A 24,467-nucleotide genomic window follows, 5' to 3' on the forward strand; every position below is an offset into this window, starting at 1 on the left:
TCAAACACTGGACATCCTGAATAATCATGCATAAAACTTGGCGATCATATGAACGTTGCCCAGGCGCTTTCGTTACGGCGAAGGAGGGACGTCACCGCAGGCAACGGCATCAGCTGATGGAGGGATAGCGGTGCAAGACGAGACTGTTTCGACGGATCATTCCGGCGAACCGACCCGGCGCGATTTTTTGTATCTGACAACCGGGGTGGCCGCTGCCGTGGGCGCGGCCGCCGTTGCCTGGCCGTTCATCGACCAGATGCGGCCGGATGCCTCGACGCTGGCCCTTTCGACCGTCGAAGTGGACGTATCCAGTCTCGAGCCTGGAATGTCGTTGACGGTGAAATGGCGCGGCAAGCCGGTTTTCATCCGCAACCGCACGGAACGCGAGATCGAGGAGGCGAAGGAGGTGCCGCTCTCCGAGCTCAAGGACCCGGAGGCGCGCAACGAGAACCTGCCGGCAGGATCGCCGGCGACAGATGTCGACCGCTCAGCCGGAGAGGCCAAGGAGAACTGGATCGTCATGATCGGGTCCTGCACCCATCTCGGCTGCATTCCGCTTGGCCAGGCCGGCGATTTCGGCGGGTGGTTCTGTCCCTGTCATGGCTCGCACTACGACACGGCGGGCCGGATCCGCAAAGGCCCCGCGCCGCAGAACCTTGCCATACCGCTATACGAATTTACGTCCGACACTGTGATCAGGATCGGTTGAGGGGGAGAGACTGAATCATGAGTGGACACTCGAGCTATGTGCCCAAGAACGGCATGGCGAAATGGATGGATGCGCGCCTGCCGCTGCCCCGGATGCTGTATGACAGCTTCGTTTCCTATCCCGTGCCGCGCAATCTGAACTATGCCTATACATTCGGCGCCATGCTGTCGGTCATGCTGCTGGTACAGATCGCGACCGGCGTCGTCCTGGCCATGCACTACACGTCATCGACTTCCGCCGCCTTCCTGTCGGTCGAGAAGATCATGCGTGACGTGAACTACGGCTGGATGCTGCGCTACATGCATGCAAACGGCGCGTCCTTCTTCTTCATCGCGGTTTATCTGCATATCGCCCGCGGCCTCTATTATGGCTCGTACAAGGCGCCGCGCGAGATACTGTGGATGCTCGGCGTGGTGATCTACCTGCTGATGATGGCGACCGGTTTCATGGGCTACGTCCTGCCGTGGGGGCAGATGTCGTTCTGGGGCGCGACCGTGATCACCGGCTTCTTCACCGCCTTTCCGTTGATCGGTGACTGGATACAGCAGCTTCTGCTGGGCGGTTTTGCCGTCGGCGAACCGACGCTTCAGCGCTTTTTCGCCCTCCATTACCTGCTGCCCTTCATGATCGCCGGCGTCGTCGTGCTGCATATCTGGGCGCTGCATGTAACCGGCCAGACCAACCCGACGGGCGTCGAGGTCAAGCAGAAGAGCGATACCGTGCCGTTCACGCCCTATGCGACGCTGAAGGACGCGTTCGGCGTGACGATCTTTCTCATCGCCTATGTCTGGTTCATTTTCTACATGCCGAACTACCTCGGCCATCCGGACAATTACATCCCGGCCGATTCGATGAAGACGCCGTCCCATATCGTGCCGGAATGGTATTACCTGCCCTTCTACGCGATGCTCCGGGCGATCACCTTCGATGTCGGCCCGATCGATTCGAAGCTTGGCGGTGTGCTGGTGATGTTCGGTTCGATCATCATCCTGTTCTTCCTGCCCTGGCTCGATACGTCAAAGGTCCGCTCGGCCGCCTACCGGCCTTGGTTCAAGCTGTTCTTCTGGCTGTTCGTCGCCAATGCGATCATGCTCGGCTGGCTCGGTTCCCAACCGGCGGAAGGCGTGTTCGTGGTCATGTCGCAGCTTGGAACGCTGTTCTATTTCGCGTTTTTCCTGGTGCTGATGCCGGTGCTCGGCCTGATCGAGAAACCCACCCGGATACCGAATTCGATTACCGAAGCGGTCCTCGAAAAGGAGGCCGCGCGCAAGAAGCCGGCCGAGAGCAATACGTAATGCGTGGCGAGAGGGGAAAAACCATGAAAAAGCTTATCGCCACGGTTCTGTTCTCGGCGCTTCTTTTGCCGTTCTGTCTCACCACGGCTCTTGCCGCGGAAGACGGGGAGGAAGGCGGCACGCCGCATTATCCGCTGGAACATCCAGAGCAGATGGACTGGAGCTTCGCCGGTCCGTTCGGCACCTATGACCGCGGCCAGCTGCAGCGCGGACTGAAGGTTTACAAGGACGTCTGCTCGGCCTGTCACTCGCTCGACCTGGTGGCCTTCCGCACGCTCTCCGATCTCGGTTATTCCGAAGAGCAGGTGAAGGCCTTTGCCGCCGAATACGAGATCGAGGCCGGACCCGACAATGACGGCAACATGTATATGCGGCCGGGCATTCCCTCGGACTATTTCCCGGCGCCGTTCGAAAATCCCGAGCAGGCGGCGGCGTCCAACAACGGCGCCGCGCCGCCGGACCTGTCGCTGATGGCGAAAGCCCGCGGCATAACGCGCGGTTTCCCGACTTTCGTCTTCGACATCTTCACCCAGTATCAGGAGGGCGGACCGGACTACATCCACGCGCTTCTGACCGGTTATGAGGAACCGCCGGAAGGCGCGGAAATTCCAGCCGGCACCTATTACAATCCCTATTTCGCCAACGCTGCCGCGCTTGCCATGGCGCCGCCGCTTTCAGACGGGATCGTTTCCTATGATGACGGCGCGCCGGAGACGGTGGATCAGTACTCGCGGGACATCGCGGCATTCCTGATGTGGACGGCCGAGCCGAAGCTTGAGGAGCGCAAGCAGACGGGGCTCGTGGTTATGGTGTTCCTGGTGATCATGGCGGTTCTGGTGTTCCTCACGAAAAAATCGGTCTATGCCCGCAAGCACGATTGATTTTTCGCGCCGGGACGTGAACAAGGAAAGGCGGCCCAGGCCGCCTTTTTGATGCCCGGCCCGAGCGCCATGCCTGAAAGAAAGATCAATTGAAGGACGTCAGAAGATGAGTGCCAATCCTGAATTGCTCAAAGCCATTCGCTCGATTCCGGATTATCCGAAGCCCGGCATCATCTTTCGCGACATCACCACGCTTCTGGGCGACGCCCGCGCCTTTCGTCGCGCCGTCGACGAACTGGTTCAGCCTTATGTGGGCATGAAGATCGACAAGATCGCCGGCATCGAGGCGCGCGGCTTCATTCTGGGCGGCGCATTGGCGCACCAGCTTTCCGCGGGCTTCGTGCCGATCCGCAAGAAGGGCAAGCTGCCCGACAAGACCGTCTCCATGACCTATTCGCTGGAATATGGCGAGGACGAGATGGAGATGCATGTCGACGCCGTCAAACCCGGCGAAAAGGTCATCCTGGTCGACGACCTGATTGCGACCGGCGGCACGGCCGAAGGCGCGGTCAAGCTCTTGCGCCAGATCGGCGCCGAGATCGTCTCGGCCTGTTTCATCATTGATCTCAAGGACCTGCCCGGCCGCAGGAAGCTTGAGGACATGGGCGTCGAGGTTCGCTCGCTGGTGCAGTACGAAGGCCACTGAGGCCTCAGACTGCTGACAAGCCCATGAAAATGCAAGCTGATACCGCCGTATGCCTTCCCACGAGAGTCATGCTCGGACTTGATCCGAGCATCCAGGCGACTTGAGCCATTGAGCTGACAAAGACTTATTGTGAGTTCTCGCCACGCTGCCTGGATCCTCGGATCAAGTCCGAGGATGACGCCGAGTGTGAGGATAAATTTGTCAACACGCTGAGGCCATAGAGGCCTTGCTCCTGGAGCATTACTCTACGCCAACAGCCAGCGCGTCGTTGAGGTCGTCCTGGATGTCCTCGGGCTTGACCGTTGGCGCGAACCGCCTGATCGGCACGCCGTCGCGATCGATCAGGAATTTCGTGAAATTCCACTTGATGATGCCGGAGCCGAGAAAGCCCGGTCTTTCCTTCTTCAGATATTTAAACAGCGGATGGGCGTCGTCGCCGTTGACGTCGACCTTGGCGAACATCGGGAAATCGATGTCGTACTGCATCTTGCAGAAATAGTCGATCTCGTCCTCGTCCCCCGGCTCCTGCCCGCCGAACTGGTTGCAGGGAAAGCCGAGCACGGAAAAGGCCTGTTCGCGATATTTCCGGTACAGGTCCTCAAGCCCCTCATATTGCGGCGTGAAACCGCACTGGCTCGCCGTGTTGACGATCAGGAGCACATGGCCCTTGTAGTCGGAAAGGTCGACGGTCTTGCCGTCGATGCTCTTGGCTGAGAAATCGTAGATGGTCATATGCTGTTCGCCCGCCTGTTGCTATCGTTGAAGATAGGTGGGGCAAGGGCGCGCGCGCTTCAAGCGAAAAAGAAAGGCCGGTTCGCGAGCGACCGACCTTCCCGATGGACCTGATGTCTTTTCGCCTAGGTATTGAACCGGAAGTGGATGACGTCCCCGTCCTGGACGACATACTCCTTGCCTTCGTCGCGAGCCTTGCCGGCTTCCTTGGCGCCGGTCTCGCCCTTGTAGGCGACGAAGTCGTCATAGGCGATGGTGAAGGCGCGGATGAAGCCGCGTTCGAAATCGGTATGGATCACGCCGGCCGCAGCGGGCGCCTTGGTGCCGCGGCGGATGGTCCAGGCGCGCGTCTCCTTCGGGCCGACGGTGAAATAGGTGATCAGCTCCAGAAGCTCGTAGCCGGCGCGGATCAGCCGGTCGAGGCCTGCTTCCTCGAGGCCCATTTCGGAGAGGAACATCTCCGCTTCCTCGGCATCGAGCTGGGCGACTTCCGCCTCGATGGCCGCAGAGATGATGACCGTTCCGGCGGACTGTTCGGCAGCCATGGCAGCGACCTTCTCGGTCTCGGCATTGCCCTTGGCCGCATCGCCCTCGGCGACATTGCAGACATAGAGCACCGGCTTCGAGGTCAGAAGGTTCAGCCCCTTGAGGATCTTGACGTCTTCCGCATCGAGCTCGTTCAGCAGGGAGCGCACCGGCTTGCCGTCCTGAAGCAGTTTCAGCGAGGCTTCCATGACCGGCAGCAGGGTCTGCGCCTCCTTGTCCTTGCCGGTCGCTCGCTTGCGGGTCTGGTCGACGCGTCGCTCGAGGCTTTCAAGGTCGGCGAGCATCAGTTCGGTTTCGATCGTATCGGCATCGGCCACCGGGTCGATCCGACCCTCGACATGGGTGATGTCGTCATCCTCGAAGCAGCGCAGCACATGGACCACGGCGTCAACCTCGCGGATATTGGCGAGAAACTGATTGCCGAGGCCCTCGCCCTTGGAGGCGCCGCGCACGAGGCCTGCGATATCCACGAAGGAGATGCGGGTCGGGATGATTTCCTTCGAGCCGGCAATCTTCGCGAGCTCCGCCATGCGCGGATCCGGCACGGCGACCTCGCCGGTATTGGGCTCGATCGTGCAGAAGGGATAATTGGCGGCCTGAGCTGCGGCGGTCTTGGTCAGCGCGTTGAAGAGGGTCGACTTGCCGACATTGGGCAGGCCGACAATTCCGCATTTGAAGCCCATGGGGATATCCTGCTTTAAATTCGTTTCCTGGCCCGTGGCTATGGGCGATGAAGGCGTCTGAGGTCAAGGCCTCATCGGCAATGAGCGGCTTTTCTGAGGGGGCGCCCTTGCGAAATCGGACCTTAGGGCGCAAGATAGGAGAGTTGCGGTTTGTCATTTCCTGACGCGATGCGCACCTGCGCCGGCCGCCTATTCCTCTTTTCTGACGACGACAAACAATGGACGGGTCGGCCATGAGCGACACGGGCTCGGATACGAAACGCAAGACATCCACGAAGCTGAAGGTGGCCAGGCCGCGCCTTTACAAGGTCATTCTCGTCAATGACGACTTCACCCCGCGCGAGTTCGTGCTGGTGATCCTCAAGGCGGTTTTCCGCATGAGCGAGGAACAGGGCTACAACGTGATGATGACGGCGCACCAGAAGGGCAAATGCGTGGTCGCGGTCTACAGCCGCGATATTGCCGAAACCAAGGCCAAGGAAGCCATCGATCTTGCCAAACAGGCGGGTTTTCCGCTGATGTTCATCACCGAGCCGGAGAACTGAGCCCCGGGAACCCGTTGGTCAGTCCTTCTTCTGGCCGAACATTTTTTTCAGCATGTCCGCCATCGGGCCGCTCTCGGGCATCGTCTGCTGTCCGCGCTGGCGGGCCTTGTGGATATGCGATTGCGCCTTGGCGGGCTTGGGTGCGGTTTTTTCCGGCGCTGCCGCTCCGCCGGTTGCAATTCTGTTCATGAATTGCGAATCCTCGCCGCGCACCAGAAGATCGGCGTTTTTTGCAATGCCCTCCAGCAAGAGCTCCAGCCATTCGCTGTCCGCCTTGGCGAAATTGCCGAGCACGTGGCCATGCACGCGCGCCTTGTCGCCGGGGTGGCCGATGCCGAGCCGCAGGCGCCGGTACTCCTTGCCGCAATGGGCGTCGATCGACTTGATGCCGTTATGCCCGCCGGAGCCGCCGCCGGTCTTGATCCGGGCCTTGCCGGGGATCAGGTCAAGCTCATCATAAATCACCAGCAGATCCGAGACGGAAAGCTTGTAGAAGCGCAGCGCTTCGCCCACGCTCTCGCCGGAAAGGTTCATGAAGGTTTGCGGCTTGATCAGCAGCACCTTCTCGCCGGCAAGGCTTCCTTCGGAAATCAACCCCTTGAACTTGGCGGACCAGGGCGAAAAGCCGTTTTTGTCGGCAATCGCATCGACGGCCATGAAGCCGATATTGTGGCGGTTGCCGGCATATTGCCCGCCCGGATTGCCGAGACCCGCGATGATGAACATGATGCGCCGTCCTTTTCGAAAATCGGCCTTGTTCCACAGTGTTTACGTGTCGATGTCAATATGCGCCCGTCCGACGAAGGGCGATCTGGATCGGTTCCGTCTTTCAGGGGAAGGCGCAACCGCTCTCTCCGTTTGTCTTGACGCTTTTTCGCGGATGCCAGGTGCGTCCATCTGACCACGATAGGTCTAGACGCGCTTCAGCGCCGCCTCCAGCGGCAGCGGCGGCGAGAACAGGTAACCCTGGCCGTATGCCACGCCGATGGCGCGCACCTGCTCTGCCTGTTCCTCATCCTCCACCCCTTCGGCAACCATCGTGCAGTCCATTTTGCGGGCGATCGCAACAATGCCTTCGATCAGCCTGCGGCTGCGGGCGGCGAGGACGGCGTCGCTGTGGGTCAAACCCTTGGTGAAGGTCTGGTCGATCTTGATCGTATCGACGTGGAAGCGCGTGAGATAGGAGAGCGAGGAGTAACCGGTGCCGAAGTCATCGAGTGCGATCCTGCAGCCCATCTCCTTCAGCATGCGCAGGCTGTCGGATACCCGCCGGCTGTCTTCCATGAAGACGGCTTCGGTGATTTCGACGGTGAGACGGCCGGCGTCAATGCCGTGGGCTTTGAGCTCATCGGCCATGAAGGCGACTTTCTGAGGCGTCAACTGCACCGGCGACAGGTTGACGGCGATATGCAGCCGGTCGTCGCCGCGCGCGCGGCTGAGCGCGCCGAGGCCCGAAAGGGACTTGGTGAACAATTGCCGGCCTGCGCGATCGATCCACTTCGTCTCTTCGGCGATGGCGATGAACTCGGCCGGCGGGATCAGGCCCTTCTCGGGGTGGTTGAGACGCATCAGGGCCTCGAAACCGATGATCTGGCCGCTTTTCAGGCAGGTGATTGGCTGAAAGTTCGGTTCAAACAGGTTTTCCTCGATACCGCGCAGAATGTCGGCTTCCGTCTCCCTTCGCCTCTTCCTGCTCGCAAGCATCTGCGGCTCGAAATTACGAATGCCGTTGCCGCCTTCCGCCTTGCGCGAGGTCGCCGCGATGGCCGCAAAACGGATGAGATCTTCGCTGTCGGTCGCATCTTCCGGACTAAAGGCGATACCGATGCTGACGGTAACGGAAATCGCCGCCGCTCCTATCTGGAATGGCTCGGCGGTGGCTGCATGAAGCGCCCGGGCGATCGACGCTGCCGTTGATGGCGCGTCCGCGCCGGCCACGGCGACCGCGAACTCGTCGCCGCCCAACCTGGCCGAAAGGGATGCCGTTTGCAACGCGCCCGCGGCGCGCTTGACGAATGCGCGCAGAATCTCCTCGCCGGCGGCGTAGCCATGGTGATCGTTGACTGCCTTGAATCGATCGAGGTCGACGATCAGGCAGGCGATCCGGTCTTCCGGCGCGGCACCGGCCACAAGGTCTGCTAGCATTTTCTCGAAGCCGACCCGGTTCACGAGGCCGGTCAGATAGTCTGAGAATTCCGCCGTGATCGGCTTGCCGCTCTTGCCCGTCAGTTCCGAAATATCCTGTATTACCGAAAGCGTGTAGGCCTTTCCATCGGGCATGAAAACAGCGGTTGCCGAGAACCAGACGTCTGAAACGGAACCATCAGCCCGCCGGAATCGAAGCGTTCCCTTTTGCGGTCTCTGCTCCGTCCGCATGTCCGAAAGGCGTTTTCTGATCATTTCCCGGTCAGGATCTGCGAGAAATTCGGTAATCTTGACGCCGACGACGGCTTCGCGGCGATAACCGCTCCGCGTAAGCCAGCCCTTGCTGACGTCAACGAGATGCCCCTCTTCGGAGACCAGGCTGGCCATGTGGGTCTCGCTGTCGAAAAGATGGCCGAAAGGAGCCGGGATGTCTTCTTGTCCGGCGCCGTCACGCCGCTGGGGCGAGCGGTTGTCGCCGCGTCCCCGGCCAGGCCCTTTTCCGTACGGCAATTGATTGCCGTGCGCGATGTCCCGTTCGAGCGCGCGCCGCAGACGCCAGATGCCCCACAGCAGGGTTCCGGCGGCCATCGCTGCCGCGAGCGATATCCACCAGAACCCGGCATGACTTGCCGTCCGGTCGGGGAAATAGATCCGGATGCGGCCGATCTGCCCGGCGTCCCCGTCCGGACCGGCGACCAGCGGACGGGTAAGCGAGGCAAGGTCGGCGTCACTGCTCCCGTCCTGAAGCATCAGGTCGAGCGTCCCGGTCTCGTTGCGGATCTCCAGTTTTTCGATGTCGGGCGCGTTCTTGATCGCAGCCGCAATTTTCTCGATTGTCGCGTAGTCTGCCGCGGCCAGAGACGCGGCGAGCCCCGGCGCGCTGATCTCTGCAAGCTGGGCGACATGGCGCGAGACCCGCACGTGATCCGTTTGAATAGTCCAGAGCGAATAGAGCGAGACCGTCAGCAGGGCCAGGCTGGCGAGGCAGGCTCCTGAGAGGGCGATCAGAAGGTCTTTCTGGAAGCGCAGTCTGATCATGTGCGTATACGTGGTCCCTTTTCCACGGTCTGTCTCGATAGTGCGGACGAGCCTGCCCGGGCCGCAATAGAATGTAAGCTTTGACTTCCGTAAAACATGCCTTCTTTTTAACGGACCCGCAATAAGAAACACCTAACGAGCCGGATCCGGCCAACAGACGATCGGCATAGAGTATCTTGCGCCGCCATTCTGCCTGCGTTCGAAAACAAAAGAAGCCGCGGGCACGCCCGCGGCTTCGGCATCAGCAGACATGGGGCCCGGAGGTTTATTCTTCCGAGGCATCGCCCTCGTTTTCGGCGGCCTCGTCCGCCTCAGCGCCGTCCTGCTCGGACTTCAGGCCGGCCGGAGCGGCGATCGTTGCGATGGTGAAATCGCGGTCGGTGATGACCGGGGTCACCTTTGCAGGCAGGTCGACGGCGGAGATATGGATCGATTCGCCGACATTGACCGTCGCAAGGTCAACAGTGATGCTGTCGGGAATGGCGTTTGCCGGGCAGTGAAACTCGACCTCGTGACGGACGATGTTCAGAACGCCGCCCTTCTTGATGCCGGGGCAGGTGTCTTCATTGATGAAGTGAACCGGGACGGCAACCGTGACGGTGCTCTTTTCGGAGATCCGCAGGAAGTCGACATGCATGACGAAGTCGCGGACCGGATCGAGCTGGTAATCCTTCGGCAGGACCATGTACTTGTCCTTGCCGACTTCGATCGTGAAGGTCGTGGTCATGAAGCCACCGTCGAAGATACGCTTGGTCACTTCCTTGCGGGAGACCGCGATCGAGACAGGGGCTTTCTTGTCGCCGTAGATGACGGCGGGCACCAGGCCGTTGCGGCGCAGTTCGCGGGAGGACCCCTTACCGACCCGTTCGCGCGCTTCGGCCGTGAGCAGAGAGCTGTTGTTGCTCATGGCATTTCCTTTCAGGTTGTCTGGAGCGTTGTGCCGGCAATCATTATCGCCGACAAAACGGAGGGTCAGGCCCTCATTCGCGCTGCCTCCAAGGGTGTCTGCGCGAACGGGGTGGCTATATAGGAGGCCCGGCGAAAAGGCAAGGCTGGAGCGCGCCGGCGCGACGATTGAATGCAACGTCCGCTTCAACCTTAGCTTTTTGCTGTTAAGGCGAAATCCAAAGGGCTAATAATAGACGTAGTGACGTTGTTTTAGGGGTTTGTTGCCCGAGGGGACCGTGTGGACGCACTCATCTCGTGCCTTGTTGTCGAGCATACGCGCCGCTCGCTTGCGGCCGCGCTGATCATCGCCTTTGTGGGATCCTATCTGGCGATAAGCCTCGTCGGGCGGGTTCGCTCCCTGCCGCTGGTCCATTCCTGGCTGTGGCTGCTTCTGGCCGGCATTGTCGGCGGCATGACCATCTGGTGCACGCATTTTGCCGCGATGCTCGGCTACAGGCTTGATCAGCCGCACGCCTACGACCCGGTACTGACCTTCCTGTCGCTCGGGGCGGCGATCGCCACCACCACGCTCGGCATGCTGATCGTCTGCAGCGGCGGCAAAACCCTGCTGGTTGAAGCGGGCGGCGCGGTCTTCGGCCTCGGCATCGCGCTGATGCATTTCATTGGCATGGCGGGTTTCGATGTCCCAGGACGATTCGTCTGGTCCGCGGACTATGTCGTGGCCTCGCTTGTCCTGGGAGCGATCATCGGCGTGGTTTCCAGTTCCGCTGCGAACCGCATTCCCGGGCGCTGGAACCAGGCCTTGGCGACCGCACTCGTGGTGCTCGCGATCTTTGCCGTCCACATGGTAAGCCTCGCCGGGCTCACGGTCGTCCCCGACGGCACGATCCATTTTCCCGGCGATGGACTGCAACCGCAGACAATGACCTTCTTCGCCGCGCAGGCGGCGGGCATGGTGATCGTGCTCGGCCTCGGGCTGTTGATGCTCGATGCGAAGAATCGCAAGATCGTCTCCTCGCAACTGCACCGCGCCAGCGCGCACGATGCGCTCACCGGCCTGCCGAACCGGCGCACGCTGATCGAGGAATTGCAGCGCATGCTGGAGGAAAGCCAGAGCGACACGTCGTTCGCCGTCGGATTTCTCGACATCAAGGGCTTCAAGGAGATCAATGTCGTGCACGGCAATGCCGCCGGCGACTTCATTCTGGGCATTATCGCGCAGAAGATCGTCGGCGTCCTGCCGGGCGATGCCTTCGTCGCGCGGGCAGGCAATGACGAGTTTGCGGTTCTCCTGCGCGGCTACCGGCATCGCCAGGACGTGCTGAAGGTCTGTCGCCGGGTGATGAGCGAGATCGCGCAGCCGCTTGAATGGCAGGGCAAGCGGATCGAGATCATTCTTCATGGCGGTTGCGCCCTTTTTCCGGGCGACGGTCGGATTGCAGATGAACTCGTGGCCAGGGTCGATGCCGCGCTGCAGCGGGCAAAGCGGGGCAAGGCCGGGACGCTGGCCTTCTACGACGAGGCGCTGGACCATGGAGAGCGGCAGATGAACGCGCTGGCGCTCGACATGCGTCGTGCGCTGGAGGACGGCGAGTTCCGGCTCTATTATCAGCAACAGCACCTGACGGACGATCGTTCGATTTTCGGTTTCGAGGTTCTGTTGCGCTGGTTCCACAAGGATCTCGGACTGATCCCGCCCGATGATTTCATTCCTCTTGCCGAAAGGACCGGCTTCATCGTTACGCTCGGGGAGTGGGTGCTGCGCGAGGCCTGTATGGATGCGGTGCACTGGAAACAGCCTTATCAGGTCGGGGTCAATGTCGCGCCCCAGCAGCTTGCGGATCTGCATTTTCCGGAAAAGGTGGGCGATATCCTGCGCGAGAGCGGGCTTCCGGCCGACCGGCTTGAGCTTGAATTCACCGAAAGCGGCATCGTCGAGAATGTCCACCGGGCCCATGAGACCTTCGCCCGGTTGCGGGCGCTCGGGGTCAAGATCGCCATGGATGATTTCGGTACCGGGTATTCGTCGCTGGCGACGCTGCAGCAGTTTCCCTTCCACAAGATCAAGGTCGATCGTTCCTTCGTGTCCGGCCTGCCGCATGACACTCTGTCGGCCGCAATCGTCCGCTCGACCGTCATCATCAGCGAAAGCCTCGGCCTGCGCGTGCTCGCCGAAGGCGTGGAAACCGAAGAACAGCTGGAATTCCTGCGGCGCGAGGGATGTCCGCGCGCCCAGGGTTATTATTTCGGCAAGCCGAAACCGCGCGCCGAGATAGAAGCTATTGTCACTGATGAAGGCGCCTTTGGCGGGCCGGCGAGAGATCCCGGGCGTTCGCCGGTGCAGAGTCGCTGACGGCAGTTGGTCCGGACGTCCCGAAAGGCGGGCGTGGCTTCCGCCTGCGGGTTCCGCTGTCTTGCGCAACTGTCGGACTTGCGTTTTCTCCGGCGACATGCGCTTCTTGGAGGGCGGGCCGGACAGGAGAGGTGCGATGACATTGAGCGTCAAGGATGCGCTGGACGCGTTTCAGGCGCAAAACAACGCTGTCGACAAGCTGTGGGCCTATTTCTCGGCCGTCAGCCTGGCCGTGGCCGGCTATGTCATCTCCTACAGCAGCGGCGATGGGTTCAGCACGGCCCGCGTGATCGCCATTGCTGGCGCATACGCAATCTTCTGCATCAACAACAATATGGCGCTCGGCGCGGGGCAGACTTTGCTTGTGAGCCTGGCCCAGGCTGCCCGAAACAGCGGCGCCGCCGGCGGCGTGCCTTTGGATATCAAGGTGTTGAGCTGCCGGGCGGTGCGCTGGGGACAGGGCCTGATGGCTTCAGCGGTGGTCATCGGCACCTTGGTCTTCGGCCACGTATTCGGCTAGAGTAATTCGCCAACAGACCGGAACATCTGACGTCTGTGAAAATGCGTCACAACAAAGAGATAGAGCGGTTCCGCGCGTCCGCGAAAGGCGGAACCGAACATCTAGTCGAAAAGGCTCGAGACGGAGGATTCGTGGCTCGTCCTGTTGATCGCCTCGCCGATCAGCGCGGCTGTCGAGATCACCCGGATATTGCTGGCGGCGACCATCTCCCCGCGTGGCTGGATCGAGTCGGTGATCACCAGTTCTTCGAGCTTGGAGGAACTGATGCGCTGGGTGGCGGATCCCGACAGGACGCCGTGGGTGATGTAGGCGGTCACGGAGAGCGCGCCGTTGTTCAAGAGCGCCTCGGCGGCGTTGCAGAGCGTGCCGCCGGAATCGACGATATCGTCGATCAGGATGCATTCCTTGCCCTCGACCTCGCCGATGATGTTCATGACCTCGGATTCGCCCGGCCGCTCGCGCCGCTTGTCGACGATGGCGAGAAGACAGTCGAGCCGCTTGGCGAGCGCGCGGGCCCGTACAACGCCGCCGACATCGGGCGAGACCACCATGACATTGTCGAGATTGCGGCGCGCCTTGATGTCGCGCGCGAGGATCGGCAGTGCATAGAGATTGTCGGTGGGAATGTCGAAAAAGCCCTGGATCTGGCCGGCATGAAGATCAAGCGTCATCACGCGGTTGGCCCCGGCCTGGGTGATCAGATTGGCCACCAGCTTGGCCGAGATCGGAGTGCGCGGGCCGGGCTTGCGATCCTGTCGTGCATAGCCGAAATAGGGGAGGACCGCCGTGATGCGGCGCGCCGAGGAGCGACGGAACGCATCAATCATGATCAGCAGTTCCATCAGGTGGTCATTGGTCGGAAAAGACGTCGACTGGACGACGAAAACGTCCTCGCCGCGCACGTTTTCCTGGATTTCCACGAAGATTTCCTGATCGGCGAACCGCCTGACGCTCGCCTTGCCCATCGGGACATTGAGATAGTTGCAGATCGCTTCGGCAAGCTGTCGATTGGAATTGCCCGCGAAAACCTTCATGTCATACCGCCCGTTGCGTCTTCCTGCCCGCTTTTTAACCGGCCTGCTGGTGATTGCAAGGCGGTTGTTACGGTCTTGTGACGGTTTCAACCGACTTTACCGTTTCAATGTGGCCAAAAGGAAAGGGCTGCGCGCATCAACCCTGGCTGTCGAGCCAGGCAAGCAGCGATCCGACGGATCTCTGGCCGACATCGGCCATCATCTCCGGCGTCACCGCCTCCCAGGGGTCGCTTCCGGAAAACCCGCCTGCCGGCGCGGCTTCGCTGCCCTGGATGCGGTGAAGACGCAGGCCGTCCGAGCCGATCACGTCCCAGACATAGACGACAGAGACCCGGCCGTCGTCGTTGACGACCGAAAAATAGCCCTTGAGCGAGAGGTCTGCCGCCGTCTCGCCCATCGGCACGATGGTGAGGCCGGCCGCGCGCACGCTGTCGCCGAGACGGGCCGAGAGCGGCTCGAGCTTGTCGGAAGGGGCGCCGATGATTGGCAGGAAGCGGACTGACTGGACGGTGGTGACCGACGCCGGCTGCTTTGCGGCAGGCGGGGCGGATGCGACCTGCTGCGGCGGTGCCTGTTGCGTCATGGTCTCGGGCGCCGGGGCCTGTTGGGTCATTGCCGCTTGCCGAGGCGCGGCCGTTGCAGGCGTCGTCCCTGCAGGCGCTGTTGAAGGCGCCAGGCCGAGCTGGTCTGCCTGCTGGCCGAAGGTGGAGGGCGCGCGGCCGCGTCCGGGCGTGGCATCAAGCGCGGTGGCGGCCTCGTCCGTCGTGACCTGGTTGCTGCCCGGATTGCCGTAGGAGGGCGAGGCAGGAGCGGCAAGACTCCGGCGGGCGACGCTTGTCTGCGGTGCGGCGGCGACCGGCGGCGGGTTTTGATAGGCCTGCGGCGCGGCATCGCCGACAGGGGCAGGGGGCGTCGACGCCACCGTCATCACGTCTGTGGCGGAACAGGCGGCAAGCAGGCCCGCAGCAAGGAGAATGCTTGCCATACGCATCATCTGACCACGCCCTTTCCGTTGAAAATACTGGCGATTTTCGGGAGAGGGGGCTGGTTTGTCAAACGCGGGCGACGATCATGCTTTATTTTGCGTAAAGGTCGAGGCCAAGCCTGGAAAGCGGTTTGGGATCGTCCTCGCCCGTCAGGTAGGTGCGTCCGAGCGTCATTGCCGTCCCGCTGTCTGAATCCATGATGATGATGTGCACGAACAGCGACATGGACGGCAGGATCGGATTCGGGTTTCCGGCATGGAACATCTGGTGCTCCATCCAGGACGGGGCGAACCGCGCGCCGAGCGAATAGCCGCAGGCGTTCAGCCGGTGGCGCGAAAGACCGCGGGCATCCATGATCTCGGCGTGTTTGTCGAAGACGTCGCCGAAACTGTGTCCCGGCCGTAGCAATTCCTCGATCGCCTCCAGCGTCGCCTTCGCCGCGCCGAACAGCGCGTGATGACGGTCGCTCGGCTCGCCGATCACCAGCGTGCGCATGGCCGCAACATGGTAATGCCCGGACACGCCCGCCCATTCGAGCGTCAACTGGTCGTTTTCCGAGAGCCGGCGTCGGCCCGATTTGGCGCGGCACAAAAGTGCGCTCTCGCCCGAGCCGATGATGAAGTTGTTGGCCGGATAATCGCCGCCGCCGGAAAGCACGGCGCCCTGCATCGCCGAAAGGATTTCGGCTTCGTCCGCGCCGGGCCTGACCAGGGGCAGCGCCGCGTCGAAGGCGTCATCGCAAAGCACTGCGGCCTTTTCGATATGGGTGATCTCGGCCGGGCTCTTGATCAGGCGCAGATTTGAAACGAGATAGGACGCGTCCTCGAGCTGGCAGAACGTGGAGAGCTGCTGGTCGAGCAGATGGGCGGAGCGCCCGGTCATGCCGTGCGTGTCATACTCGACGCCGATGCGGCAGCCGAGCAGGTCGAGATCGGCCAGCATCTCCTTCAGGTCGCGGCTCGGATCTGTCTGGCCGCGATCGACCCAGATGCGGATATCGGAGATGTTGGATGTCTGGCGCGCCTGGCGGACGTCTGCCGAGCGGGTCAAAAGCGTCATCTTGCCGTCGGCTGTCACCGCAAGGCACTGGAAGAAGACGAAGCCGAACGTGTCGTAGCCCGTCAGCCAGTACATGCTTTCCTGCGCGAACAGAAGCACGGCATCGAGCTTCTTGGCGGCCATCGCGCTCTTCAGCCGCTCCAGCCTGTCGGCATATTCCTCGTTGTCAAAGATCAGCGCCATATCTGTCTCCCCGGGCGTGTCTGGCACGCGATTGACGTTTAGGGCTCATGAAGCCGTTATCGAGATCGCCGAGATCTGGCGGCCGTAATCCGGCTCGCCGCGATGGGTGGAACGGCGATAGGAAAAGAAATCCTGCTCATTCTCATAGGTGCATTGCCCGATGATGTCGTGCGCAATTCCGGCGCGGTCAAGCCTGAGGCCTATGAAGCCGGCAAGGTCGAACAGGGCGTGGCCTTCCCGTTCGGAGGGCGAAAACAAGCGCGAAAACGCTGTGTCCGTTTCGGTGAAGCGGGCGACGAATTCCGGACCGACCTCGTAGGCGCGCCTGCCGATGCAGGGACCAAGGCTCGCTATCGTCGTTTCGCGGTTTGCGCCGAGCTTCGCCATGGCTGCAAGGGTCGCCTCGAGAACGCCGTTGAGCGCGCCGCGCCAGCCCGCATGGGCAGCGCCAATGATGCCGGCTTCCGGGTCGGCAAAGAGCACCGGGCCGCAATCGGCCGTCAGCACGCCGAGCACGAGACCCGGCGTTTTCGTCACCAGCGCATCGGCGCGCGGCCGCTCGCCGGCAAAGGACGTGTTGACGGCAATCGCCTCGGCCGAATGGCACTGGTGCAGATTGACGAGCCGGGCGGCCTTTTCACCGAACCAGCCGGCGACGCGGGCGCGGTTTTCCGAAACGTCTTCGGCCCGATCGTCCGAACCCGCGCCACAATTGAGGCTCTCGTAGATGCCGGAGGACACGCCGCCCCGGCGCGTGAAAAAACCGTGACGCACCGACGTGCCGGCGAGCCTTGCGCCAAGGAGCGGGCTTTGAACCGGGGTAAGGTCTGCGGCGGTCTCGGCTGTGTGGCCGGGCTGGAGCATCGGGCTATCCTGTCTCGCGTTTGGGCGGATGGTGGTGCGCGGGAAGCGCATTTGTCAATCCTCGCCGTCAAAGGGCAAGAGCGACAACGGTCGGTTGGAGACACATAATACTTTGAAAAGATTACCCATTTCTCCTTGATTGTCACCAGCCAGCCGGCGCGCGGCTGCGACGATCTGCTGCTGGGTGACGAGATCCTTGCCACGGCCGAGGGCGGATGCGCGAGGACCAAGACTGAGTCCTGCCAGAAAAGCGCCCTGCATCATCATCGGATGAACATGAAGTCCTTCCTGCCGGGCGACAGCGGCAAGGGCAGCGAAATCCACATGGCTTGTCAGGTCCGCCTCGCCGGGATGCGCCAGGGGCGGATCAAAGGCGTGATCGCGGATTGCCTGAAGCGTGTCGCCGAAGCCGCTTGTCAGATGCCCGTAATCGATGATCAGCGCGCTGCCGCCCTCGGCCTTCAGCCTCTCGGCGAGTTGCGCCATCAGCGCCTCGCGCGCCGGCGCGGTCTCGAAGATCGCGCCGTCGGGCTGCGCCTGCCAGTCCGGCGGAAGGGCGGTCGGATCGAGCCTGGCCGGCGATATGCCGAAGCAAAGCGCGCCGTCATCGTCGAGCGTGACCACGCGCTCGAACAGACCGGACCTGGCCTTGACGAACTGGCGCGGCGCGATGGCGTCGAACAGTTCATTGGCGACGAACAGGGTAAAGCCTTCCGGCGCTTCGGCAAGATTGTCGATCCAGCAGGTCTTGCCGTCGTGCCGCTCAAGCCTTTCGGCCTGGCGCGCGCGGAGCGCGGGGCTCGTCTCCATCAAGCAGACGGCAAGCCCCGAATAGAGATCGGGGGCCAGCTTCGAAATGACATTCAGGATGTCCGCCATCATCGTGCCGCGACCCGGTCCGCCCTCGATCAGCACGGTTTTCTCCGGCGCGCCGTGGCGTTGCCAGGCCTGCACCAGGAAGATGCCGATGAGTTCGCCGAAGAGCTGGGAAATTTCCGGCGCCGTGGTGAAGTCGCCGGCGCGCCCCAGCGGGTCGCGCGTGATGTAGTAGCCATGATCGGGATCGGCGAGGCAGATGTTGAAATAGGTGCTGACCGGCATCGGGCCGCCGGTCTCGATGATCGTCCGGATCTTGCCGGCGAGCCTCGTCGTCACGATGCCTTGCCCGCGCCGTTCCGCGCCGCCATGCGCCTGGAATACCAGATGCCCCAGAGCCCGACGAGCAGCATGGGCGTGGACAGCACCATGCCCATGGTCAACCAGCCGCCGAAGAGATAGCCGATCTGCGGATCCGGCTCGCGGAAGAATTCAACGAAGATGCGCGACAGGGCATAAAGGCAGATGAAGAGGCTGCCGGTCAGACCCGGACGCTTCAGCGTCAGAAAGGCCTGTGTCGCGATGAAGAGTATGACAAGCGTCAGAAGACCTTCGAGGCCGGCCTCGTAGAGCTGGCTCGGATGGCGCGGCAGCGGTCCGGCGCCGGGAAAGACCATCGCCCAGGGAACGTCGCTCGACCGTCCCCAGAGTTCCGCATTGATGAAGTTGGCTATGCGCCCGAAGAACAGGCCGACCGGCGTCACCGTCGCGACCAGGTCGAGCAGCGACCAGGTGTTGATGCCGTGTTTTCGCGAAAAGACGATCATCGCGACGATCATGCCGATCAGTCCGCCGTGGAAGGACATGCCGCCGTCCCAGACCTTGAAGAGCGCCAGAGGATGGGAAAGGAAGAAGCCGGGGGCGTAAAAAAGCGCATAGCCCAGCCTCCCGCCGACGATGATCGCCAGCACCGACCAGGTGATGAAGTCGTCGAGCTTCGCGAGCGTCATCGGCTGCCGGCCGCCGGGCCAGAGCGCTTCCTTCCTCAAAAGCCAGCGGGCATAGAGCCAGCCGAGCAGAATGCCCGCGACATAGGCAAGCCCGTACCAGTGGACCTGCAGGGGGCCGAGGCGCACCGCCACCGGATCGATGGCGGGGAAGGGCATGGCGGCGAGCATGATATGGTCTGGCAGCAAGGCGTTAATTCCTCTATGGTCGGCGCGAAGATGGCGACATAATCCGGCGCGGTCAAGCTTGCCCGCGGCCAGGGCGCATGCAGATTCGCCGCAACCGGACTTGCGCCTTCAGCGCGGGCCCACTACCTCAGGGGAAAGCACCGCAGATGGTGCGTTAGGGCATTTTCCAAGGAGAAACCGACATGACATCCGGCACCACGCGCATCCTCGATGATCTGGCGAAACTGATGACCGATGCCGCCGGCTCGGTTCAAAGTGCCGGGAAAGACCTTGAAACGGCAGTCAAGGCGCAGGTGGAGCGCTGGCTGAACAGCATGGACGTTGTCCAGCGCGAGGAATTCGACGCCGTGCGCGACATGGCGATCAAGGCCCGCGACGAGAATGACGCTCTGCGGGCCCGTATCGACGCGCTCGAGGCGAAGCTGGACGGGAAAGCCGGGGAATAACAAGGCGCTTTACGGCGTTCGTTCCGAAGGCGGGCTTCAGGCAGGTCGGTCTCATCCGAGACTGACCGGACGACCGCCCGATCTGTCCGTACTGGCGGCCTTTTCATCGGCCGTGGTCCGAGGAGGCAGGCAGCGGGCCCGCGCGCCGTTGCCTGTTCTTCTGCAGATGATTTTGCCCCGTGTCTTGTTCCTGCCCGCTGCCGTGCCCAGCTTCGGTCACCAGACAGGCCTCGGACCGGACGAAAGCACGATGCGCTAGAGCGGTTCCGCCTTTGGTGGAAGCGCGAATCCGCTCTATCTATTTGTTTTGACGCATTTTCGCGAGTGTCAGATGTTTCCATCTGACTGCGAAATGCTCTAGTTGCTGCCCGGCAGGCCAAGCTGGCCGCGCACAAGGGCGATGCCTTCCATACCCTTGCGGTTCCCCATTTCGGCCAGCGCCTCGAACACTTTCTGCGCGTCGAAATAGCGTCCGAGATTATAGTAGGCGTAGCCTCGGATGACCATCAGACCGGTCTCTTCCGGCGCAAGCTGGCTGCGCTGGTTGAGGATGAGCAGCGCATCCTGGTAGTGCCCGCCCTGGTAGGCGGCGATCGCGCGCTTCGTCAGGATCTGGACCTGCAGGTTGAGCTGCCGTTCCGAACTCAGCGGCTCTTCGGCGGCGGCGACGGCGGCCTTGCTGGTCAGGCCCATGCGCAGATAGGCAAGCGACTGGCCGTAGGCGGCTTCTTCGCGGTTCTTCGCCGAGCTGGAGCCGAGCGCCGTCTCGAAGGCGCGCGCGGCTTCCATCGGCCGTTCCATGTCCATCAGGCACCAGCCCTGCCTGAGCGCCGCGTCGGGCGAAAGCCCTACGGCGGACCGGCCGCTCCAGCAGCTCCCCCCGGACGAGGATGACGATGTGGTCGTTCGCCGCGTCGTCGTTGTCGCAGACGCTGCCGTGCGTGTCGTGGCTGCCGGCGTTGCGGTTGCGACCTGCGTCCCCGCAGGCAGTTGCGTGCCGGCCGGCAGGGTCGAGATGGTGATATTGTCACCGGCAGCGTTTGCCTGATTGAGGTAATAGGTGATCTCGAACTGTCTCAGATAGTCGCGGTTGATATAGGCCTGCTCGTCGAAGCGGTAGATCACGGTCTTGTCCGAAGGCTGACCGGTTGTGTAGAACGCGGCCTGCACCTGGGCCGCGGAGACGTTAAAACGGGTCTGCTCGGGCTCGAGCGCGGAGTTCAGCACCGTGACGGTCTGAACGCCGGTGATCGGGTCCGTCTGGATCATGGAGCGCGGTATGGTCAGCCGCTCGATCGCGCGCATGCGCGAGGCCGCGGTGCCGTCGCCGGCGATCGGCGGCGTTCCCGCTGCGGCGTTGCCGTAATAATACTCGTAGTATTCCGGCACGTAATTGACCGGCGCGGTCTCGGCGTCCGCGCCTGCGAGCGGCTGCATGCCGGGCCCGTAGAGCGGGGCCGTCAGCGAAACGCCCGTTCCGGTCTGGCCCGGCGCGCCGGGCGCCGGAGCGGCGGCGCCGAGCGGTGTCTGCTGGCCGGTGGAAAGGTCGATTTCGGCAATGGGAACCGCTACGGTGCGTGTCGTGCCGTCCGTTTGCTCAAGCGCCGTCAGTTCGAACACGGTCGCCATCACGTTTTCGATCGTGGTGACCGGGGCGTTCGGATCGTTCAGCCAGGCGATGCGCTCCGAATAGGGAGCCCAGATGCGCTGCATCAGGTAGACGCCGGGCTTGTAGTTCATCCTGTTGAGCATCAGGGTCACGCCATAGGCCGCCGGCTCGTAATCGGGTTCCCACGAAAGGGCAGCCTCGAACCATTGCAGGGCCGCCAGCGGATCGCCGTAGTCGTTTGAATACCAGCCGAACTGCTGTGCCGCGGTCATGCTCTTGGCCTCGGTGACGACGTCGGCCATGCGCGAGAGCACCTCCTGGCTGTAGTCCTTGCGCGGAATGCGGCCGAGCATGTTGACGACGGCGTTCAGATAGGTGTCCATCGCCTCGGCGGAGGAGTTGCGCCAGGGATACATCACCGACTCGGCTTCCTCGGCATTGTCCTGTTCGATCAGGATCAGGGCGAGGCCTTGCGAAATCTCGGCCGAATCCTCTTCCGATCGCGCCTTGCGGAACCATTCCTCCGCAGCGGACTCGCTGCCGCGCACGAGGAAGTACCAAGCCAGGAGTTCGCTATCCTTGGCATCCTGGCTGTCATTGGCAAGCTTTTCCATATGGGCGAGGTCATCGGGCGAGACCACGATCGTCTTGTCTTCTCCCGCCTGGGCGAAGCGGTCGCGCAGCAATGCGTCGCGGATTTCCTGAAACTCGCCCTTGCCGTCATCGTCCTGGCGCTCGAAGCCCAGAAGGGTCTTCATGTCGTCATAGGGCATGAAGGCCATGGCCTTCTGCATGGTGGCCAGGCGCTCTTCCGGGTTGTCGCAATTTTTCAGGATATAGGTGTAGGCATCCATGGCCCGCGAGAGCTTGTCGGTCTGGGCAAAGGCCTCGCCGACCTGCCAGAGGACGTTGATCTCCGCGCAGGTCAGAAGGCTCGGCGCCTGCGAGGCGTAATCGATGACGTCTTCCCAGTTCCCGTCCTCGGCTGCGGCGAGCAGCTTGGTCCGGGTCTCGGCAATGTGCAGGCGATTGAGGAGGTCGGCCGGCGGCGACCAGTCGGGCTCTTCGGCCCTGCGGTCCCGGATCAACTGGTGAACCTCGGCGTAGTCGCCCTTGGCGTAGGCGGCCCACATGGCGTTCAGCTGCTCGTCTTCACCGTCCTCGACTGCCAGAGGATTGGCCGGCGGCGTCCAGTTGGGGTAGAGCGAGCGCAGGCGCGAGATTTCGGCCTGCAGGCGCTGCAGGTCGCCCTGCTGGGCAAAATAGCGAAGCGCGCTCTCATCCACCGCCGGCGTTGCCGGTTCCTGCGGCGGGGCCGTCTCGGTCTGGCCGCGCGTGATCTCGGTGACGGCGTCGCCCTGCGGCGGCTGCGCGTTGCTGGAAAGATTTCTGAGGTTTTCGGACGGCTCCTGGGCCTGCGCCTCTGGGACGGGGGTAAAGCGCGGCTCGGGCGGGGCCGCGGCGGGCGTGTCGTTTTCGACGATCTGGTCGTAGGCCTGCTGGAAGTCGTCGGCAGACTGGGCCTTGGCCCTTGTCAGGGGCAGTTCCCGGCCGGGGCCGCTCATGCCGATTGCACCGATCAGGGCGATCGCGCCGGCGGTCAGTGCAATATAAGTCAGTCTCATAACATCCTTACTCCGGCCAAGCACACGGTCGCCAAGACCCGCAACCACGCCCGTTCATCATTGCCCGCTGTTCCAAATCCTTCCCGGAACGACCGTTCTTCGCCGGTCGCGCCCGATTACGACTGCGGCAGAAAGGTCCGGCATAAAGCGTTCCCGCCGAAGAGCACAGCTTGGGACACTACAAATCCATATTGTCGTTAAGAAATATTAAAAATCGAGCCTGCTTGCCGCATTTGAGCGTGAAATGTGGATTTTCATGCGTCGGCGACCGCCAATGCTGAGGCGGTTTGTTAGTCGTTTGTTTACCTAAATCTGAAAAATATGGTTGGGAAATCCTGCGCGATGAGGTCCAGCAACCGCCTGCCTCGCGCCGAAGCCGAGGTGTGCCGTACCATGATGAACGCGATTGCCTATCAGATCAGGACCGGATGCCGCACGGCTCTGGCCCTCATTGGGGTAGGCTTGCTCGCGGGCTGCGCCGGAAATCTCATGCCCTATACGTCGAATGTGCGCAATCTCATGCCCGAGGAAGCGGTGGTCATGCCGCCGCCGGGCGGGCCGGCGATCATCTCCGTTCTGGAAACGCAGTATTCGAACGCCATCGACCAGCGCATCCTGTTGCGCACCGACGCGCGCACCCCCGGCCAGAACTATATCAACGCCGTCTTCTTCGGCACCCGCAACTATTCTCCGATGAACGGCCGGTCGCTCGACTATCGCTCGGTCACCGATCTGCGCGTCGATGAGGAGATGCGCGAGGAACTGCCGGGCGTGAAGATGGTGCAGTCGCCCTATTACGTGCAGAACAATTACGGTCCGTTCGGCTATGCCTTCGGTTACGGGCGCGGCGACGATCTTTGCATTTATGGCTGGCAGCAGATCAGGCCCGGACGCGACACGCGCGCCGCCTTCGGCCAGGCCGGCACGATCCAGATCAGGCTTCGTTTCTGCGAGAGCGGCGCCAGCGAGGACGATCTGCTCGGCATCATGTATGGCTATACCGTCAATGCGGCCGTCGAGGCTTATGGGTGGAACCCCTATGGCGAACAGGCCTCTCCGCCGCCGCTCCTTGGCGAGACAGGCGCGCCGGTCTATCCCCGCCGGGCCTATGACGACCGCGCCGAACGCGTTGCCGACACCGAAAAGGTCCTGCCGGGCTCGACCTCCCGTCCAACGACGACGAGAACCCGCACCACCACCACGACCCGCGCGACCACGCCGGTCGCGACCGGGGACGAGATCAGCGTCGATGTCGTGCGTCTTCCTCCCGGAAGCCTGCCGTCGGGCGGTTATGTCAACGTTCCGCCGGCTCCCGGGCTTTCGCCCTCGTCCGTCACGGCGCGGCCCGGCGCATTGCCGGCAACGGGCTCTTCCTTGCCGACGCCCGGCCGCCAGACGCCTGCAGCCTCCGGGGCGCCGGCCGCCACGCCCGCGGCTTCTTCCGCGGCGACACCGGCCGCCACACGCTCCATTCCCGTGCCGGCGCGCCCGGCCGCGTCTGCCGGGTCTGCCACGCCTGCGGCCGTCACCCGCGCACCTGCGTCCGCCACGCGCTCCGTGCCGTCACCGCCCTGCCGTCTTCTGCCCGGCTCGACGACCGTGAGCTGCGAATAGGCGCGCTTCGAATGCCGCACGCACGGGCGAACA

General features: G+C 62.6%; 21 protein-coding genes. 9 read left to right on the top strand and 12 right to left on the bottom strand.

Features of this window, described 5'->3' with window-relative positions; all coding sequences use genetic code 11:
• Positions 1-130 precede the first annotated feature (130 nt).
• The 4 genes from petA (at position 131) to JET14_RS03845 (ending at position 3,531) form a co-directional block, all read left to right on the top strand.
• Positions 131-709: a ubiquinol-cytochrome c reductase iron-sulfur subunit gene (gene petA, locus JET14_RS03830; protein ID WP_024710222.1), complete on the top strand. Its 579-nt coding sequence runs from the start codon at positions 131-133 to the stop codon at positions 707-709.
• Between the two features lie 17 nt (positions 710-726).
• Positions 727-2,004, top strand: coding sequence for a cytochrome b (locus JET14_RS03835; protein WP_200336874.1), 1,278 nt, complete (start codon positions 727-729; stop codon positions 2,002-2,004).
• Between the two features lie 23 nt (positions 2,005-2,027).
• Positions 2,028-2,885, top strand: coding sequence for a cytochrome c1 (locus JET14_RS03840; RefSeq protein WP_200336875.1), 858 nt, complete (start codon positions 2,028-2,030; stop codon positions 2,883-2,885).
• 106 nt (positions 2,886-2,991) lie between these two features.
• Positions 2,992-3,531 (top strand): adenine phosphoribosyltransferase, encoded by a 540-nt coding sequence (locus JET14_RS03845; RefSeq protein WP_024710225.1) that lies wholly within the window; start codon positions 2,992-2,994, stop codon positions 3,529-3,531.
• Positions 3,532-3,771: 240 nt separating this feature from the next.
• Here JET14_RS03845 and JET14_RS03850 read toward each other — a convergent pair whose 3' ends face one another.
• A complete protein-coding gene (locus JET14_RS03850; RefSeq protein ID WP_200336876.1) occupies positions 3,772-4,263 on the bottom strand; it encodes a glutathione peroxidase in 492 nt (163 codons plus the stop codon).
• Positions 4,264-4,388: 125 nt separating this feature from the next.
• Complete coding sequence (ychF, locus tag JET14_RS03855) at positions 4,389-5,492, bottom strand: redox-regulated ATPase YchF (RefSeq protein ID WP_200336877.1); 1,104 nt, start codon at positions 5,490-5,492, stop codon at positions 4,389-4,391.
• 233 nt (positions 5,493-5,725) lie between these two features.
• On the opposite strand from ychF, the gene clpS reads away from it, so the two are divergent.
• Entirely contained in the window at positions 5,726-6,037 is a 312-nt protein-coding gene (clpS, locus tag JET14_RS03860) for an ATP-dependent Clp protease adapter ClpS (protein ID WP_200336878.1), read from the top strand.
• Between the two features lie 18 nt (positions 6,038-6,055).
• Here clpS and pth read toward each other — a convergent pair whose 3' ends face one another.
• The 3 genes from pth to JET14_RS03875 form a co-directional block, all read right to left on the bottom strand.
• Complete coding sequence (gene pth, locus JET14_RS03865) at positions 6,056-6,763, bottom strand: aminoacyl-tRNA hydrolase (protein ID WP_200336879.1); 708 nt, start codon at positions 6,761-6,763, stop codon at positions 6,056-6,058.
• 186 nt (positions 6,764-6,949) lie between these two features.
• Positions 6,950-9,220, bottom strand: a complete 2,271-nt coding sequence (locus tag JET14_RS03870; RefSeq protein ID WP_200336880.1) for a putative bifunctional diguanylate cyclase/phosphodiesterase — start codon at positions 9,218-9,220, stop codon at positions 6,950-6,952.
• A 265-nt stretch (positions 9,221-9,485) separates the two neighbouring features.
• Positions 9,486-10,127, bottom strand: a complete 642-nt coding sequence (locus tag JET14_RS03875; RefSeq protein ID WP_200336881.1) for a 50S ribosomal protein L25/general stress protein Ctc — start codon at positions 10,125-10,127, stop codon at positions 9,486-9,488.
• A gap of 279 nt (positions 10,128-10,406) precedes the next feature.
• Here JET14_RS03875 and JET14_RS03880 point away from each other — a divergent pair, with 279 nt between their 5' ends.
• Entirely contained in the window at positions 10,407-12,482 is a 2,076-nt protein-coding gene (locus tag JET14_RS03880) for a putative bifunctional diguanylate cyclase/phosphodiesterase (RefSeq protein WP_200336882.1), read from the top strand.
• A gap of 136 nt (positions 12,483-12,618) precedes the next feature.
• Positions 12,619-13,002: a hypothetical protein gene (locus JET14_RS03885; protein ID WP_200336883.1), complete on the top strand. Its 384-nt coding sequence runs from the start codon at positions 12,619-12,621 to the stop codon at positions 13,000-13,002.
• A gap of 101 nt (positions 13,003-13,103) precedes the next feature.
• Here JET14_RS03885 and JET14_RS03890 read toward each other — a convergent pair whose 3' ends face one another.
• The 6 genes from JET14_RS03890 to lgt all read right to left on the bottom strand — a co-directional run bounded on the left by JET14_RS03890 (position 13,104) and on the right by lgt (position 19,122).
• Positions 13,104-14,036 (bottom strand): ribose-phosphate pyrophosphokinase, encoded by a 933-nt coding sequence (locus JET14_RS03890; RefSeq protein ID WP_024709318.1) that lies wholly within the window; start codon positions 14,034-14,036, stop codon positions 13,104-13,106.
• A 136-nt stretch (positions 14,037-14,172) separates the two neighbouring features.
• Entirely contained in the window at positions 14,173-15,021 is an 849-nt protein-coding gene (locus JET14_RS03895; protein ID WP_200336884.1) for a hypothetical protein, read from the bottom strand.
• A gap of 91 nt (positions 15,022-15,112) precedes the next feature.
• On the bottom strand, positions 15,113-16,264 hold the full coding sequence (locus JET14_RS03900) for a M24 family metallopeptidase (protein WP_200336885.1): 1,152 nt from the start codon (positions 16,262-16,264) through the stop codon (positions 15,113-15,115).
• 45 nt (positions 16,265-16,309) lie between these two features.
• Entirely contained in the window at positions 16,310-17,128 is an 819-nt protein-coding gene (gene pgeF / locus JET14_RS03905) for a peptidoglycan editing factor PgeF (protein WP_200336886.1), read from the bottom strand.
• Between the two features lie 54 nt (positions 17,129-17,182).
• Positions 17,183-18,283: a class I SAM-dependent methyltransferase gene (locus tag JET14_RS03910; protein WP_200336887.1), complete on the bottom strand. Its 1,101-nt coding sequence runs from the start codon at positions 18,281-18,283 to the stop codon at positions 17,183-17,185.
• Positions 18,280-19,122 carry a prolipoprotein diacylglyceryl transferase gene (gene lgt, locus JET14_RS03915; RefSeq protein WP_200337979.1) on the bottom strand — a complete coding sequence of 281 codons (843 nt, stop codon included), beginning with the start codon at positions 19,120-19,122 and terminating at the stop codon, positions 18,280-18,282. Before lgt ends, JET14_RS03910 begins: the two co-directional genes overlap by 4 nt.
• A 200-nt stretch (positions 19,123-19,322) precedes the next feature.
• Here lgt and JET14_RS03920 point away from each other — a divergent pair, with 200 nt between their 5' ends.
• On the top strand, positions 19,323-19,586 hold the full coding sequence (locus JET14_RS03920) for an accessory factor UbiK family protein (RefSeq protein WP_024709324.1): 264 nt from the start codon (positions 19,323-19,325) through the stop codon (positions 19,584-19,586).
• A gap of 357 nt (positions 19,587-19,943) precedes the next feature.
• On the opposite strand, the gene JET14_RS03925 is transcribed toward JET14_RS03920, so the two are convergent.
• Positions 19,944-22,820: a tetratricopeptide repeat protein gene (locus JET14_RS03925; RefSeq protein WP_200336888.1), complete on the bottom strand. Its 2,877-nt coding sequence runs from the start codon at positions 22,818-22,820 to the stop codon at positions 19,944-19,946.
• A 489-nt stretch (positions 22,821-23,309) separates the two neighbouring features.
• On the opposite strand from JET14_RS03925, the gene bcsN reads away from it, so the two are divergent.
• Entirely contained in the window at positions 23,310-24,434 is a 1,125-nt protein-coding gene (gene bcsN / locus JET14_RS03930) for a cellulose biosynthesis protein BcsN (protein ID WP_200336889.1), read from the top strand.
• Positions 24,435-24,467: the final 33 nt, after the last annotated feature.

Source organism: Martelella lutilitoris, assembly GCF_016598595.1.
GTDB classification, from domain to species: Bacteria; Pseudomonadota; Alphaproteobacteria; order Rhizobiales; family Rhizobiaceae; genus Martelella; species Martelella lutilitoris_A.

Excerpts from the sequence above, each read along its gene's own strand:
- JET14_RS03835 (WP_200336874.1), top strand. The coding sequence starts at position 727 with ATGAGTGGACACTCGAGCTATGTGCCCAAGAACGGCATGGCGAAATGG.
- JET14_RS03840 (WP_200336875.1), top strand. The coding sequence starts at position 2,028 with ATGAAAAAGCTTATCGCCACGGTTCTGTTCTCGGCGCTTCTTTTGCCG.
- JET14_RS03845 (WP_024710225.1), top strand. The coding sequence starts at position 2,992 with ATGAGTGCCAATCCTGAATTGCTCAAAGCCATTCGCTCGATTCCGGAT.
- JET14_RS03850 (WP_200336876.1), bottom strand. The coding sequence starts at position 4,263 with ATGACCATCTACGATTTCTCAGCCAAGAGCATCGACGGCAAGACCGTC.
- ychF (WP_200336877.1), bottom strand. The coding sequence starts at position 5,492 with ATGGGCTTCAAATGCGGAATTGTCGGCCTGCCCAATGTCGGCAAGTCG.
- clpS (WP_200336878.1), top strand. The coding sequence starts at position 5,726 with ATGAGCGACACGGGCTCGGATACGAAACGCAAGACATCCACGAAGCTG.
- pth (WP_200336879.1), bottom strand. The coding sequence starts at position 6,763 with ATGTTCATCATCGCGGGTCTCGGCAATCCGGGCGGGCAATATGCCGGC.
- JET14_RS03870 (WP_200336880.1), bottom strand. The coding sequence starts at position 9,220 with ATGATCAGACTGCGCTTCCAGAAAGACCTTCTGATCGCCCTCTCAGGA.
- JET14_RS03875 (WP_200336881.1), bottom strand. The coding sequence starts at position 10,127 with ATGAGCAACAACAGCTCTCTGCTCACGGCCGAAGCGCGCGAACGGGTC.
- JET14_RS03885 (WP_200336883.1), top strand. The coding sequence starts at position 12,619 with ATGACATTGAGCGTCAAGGATGCGCTGGACGCGTTTCAGGCGCAAAAC.
- JET14_RS03890 (WP_024709318.1), bottom strand. The coding sequence starts at position 14,036 with ATGAAGGTTTTCGCGGGCAATTCCAATCGACAGCTTGCCGAAGCGATC.
- JET14_RS03895 (WP_200336884.1), bottom strand. The coding sequence starts at position 15,021 with ATGGCAAGCATTCTCCTTGCTGCGGGCCTGCTTGCCGCCTGTTCCGCC.
- JET14_RS03900 (WP_200336885.1), bottom strand. The coding sequence starts at position 16,264 with ATGGCGCTGATCTTTGACAACGAGGAATATGCCGACAGGCTGGAGCGG.
- pgeF (WP_200336886.1), bottom strand. The coding sequence starts at position 17,128 with ATGCTCCAGCCCGGCCACACAGCCGAGACCGCCGCAGACCTTACCCCG.
- lgt (WP_200337979.1), bottom strand. The coding sequence starts at position 19,122 with ATGCTCGCCGCCATGCCCTTCCCCGCCATCGATCCGGTGGCGGTGCGC.
- JET14_RS03920 (WP_024709324.1), top strand. The coding sequence starts at position 19,323 with ATGACATCCGGCACCACGCGCATCCTCGATGATCTGGCGAAACTGATG.
- JET14_RS03925 (WP_200336888.1), bottom strand. The coding sequence starts at position 22,820 with ATGAGACTGACTTATATTGCACTGACCGCCGGCGCGATCGCCCTGATC.
- bcsN (WP_200336889.1), top strand. The coding sequence starts at position 23,310 with ATGCCCTATACGTCGAATGTGCGCAATCTCATGCCCGAGGAAGCGGTG.